This is a genomic window from Pseudoduganella sp. RAF19, from assembly GCF_052114165.1.
Classification (GTDB): Bacteria; Pseudomonadota; Gammaproteobacteria; order Burkholderiales; family Burkholderiaceae_D; genus Rugamonas.
The window spans coordinates 1-414 of record NZ_JBFREF010000037.1 but is presented as its reverse complement, the minus strand read 5'-3'; the positions used below and the strand labels follow the sequence as shown (position 1 = coordinate 414).

The window sequence follows — 414 nt, the reverse complement described above, 5'->3', positions numbered from 1 at the left end:
CGCAACGCAGCAAACAGCGCGAAACGATGTGAGAAGTTTGAAGCGCAAGACGCTGAAAACGAAGGGGTTGACGAGTTGCACGCTGTACCGCATAATCTCGCTTCTCTGCTGCTGACAAACACAACGATTTGTCGCTAAACGCAGCGATCTTTAAAAATCAACAGTCGATAAGTGTGGGCGTTTGAAGATGGCCAACGCGCCGAATGGCGCGATGCTCAAATAATATGCTTCAAATGCTCGCRCAAAATAAACGTAATCTCTTTATGAGATTTCGTCAGTATTTTGAGTGAGCGACCAAGTCAGCAATGACTTAAAACAGAGATTGAACTGAAGAGTTTGATCCTGGCTCAGATTGAACGCTGGCGGCATGCTTTACACATGCAAGTCGAACGGCAGCGCGGGCTTCGGCCTGGC

1 rRNA gene is annotated in these 414 nt (G+C 48.2%); it reads left to right on the top strand.

What is annotated here, in order from left to right:
- Window positions 1–324: 324 nt before the first annotated feature.
- Window positions 325–414, top strand: a 16S ribosomal RNA gene (locus AB4Z19_RS30485); the annotation flags it as partial.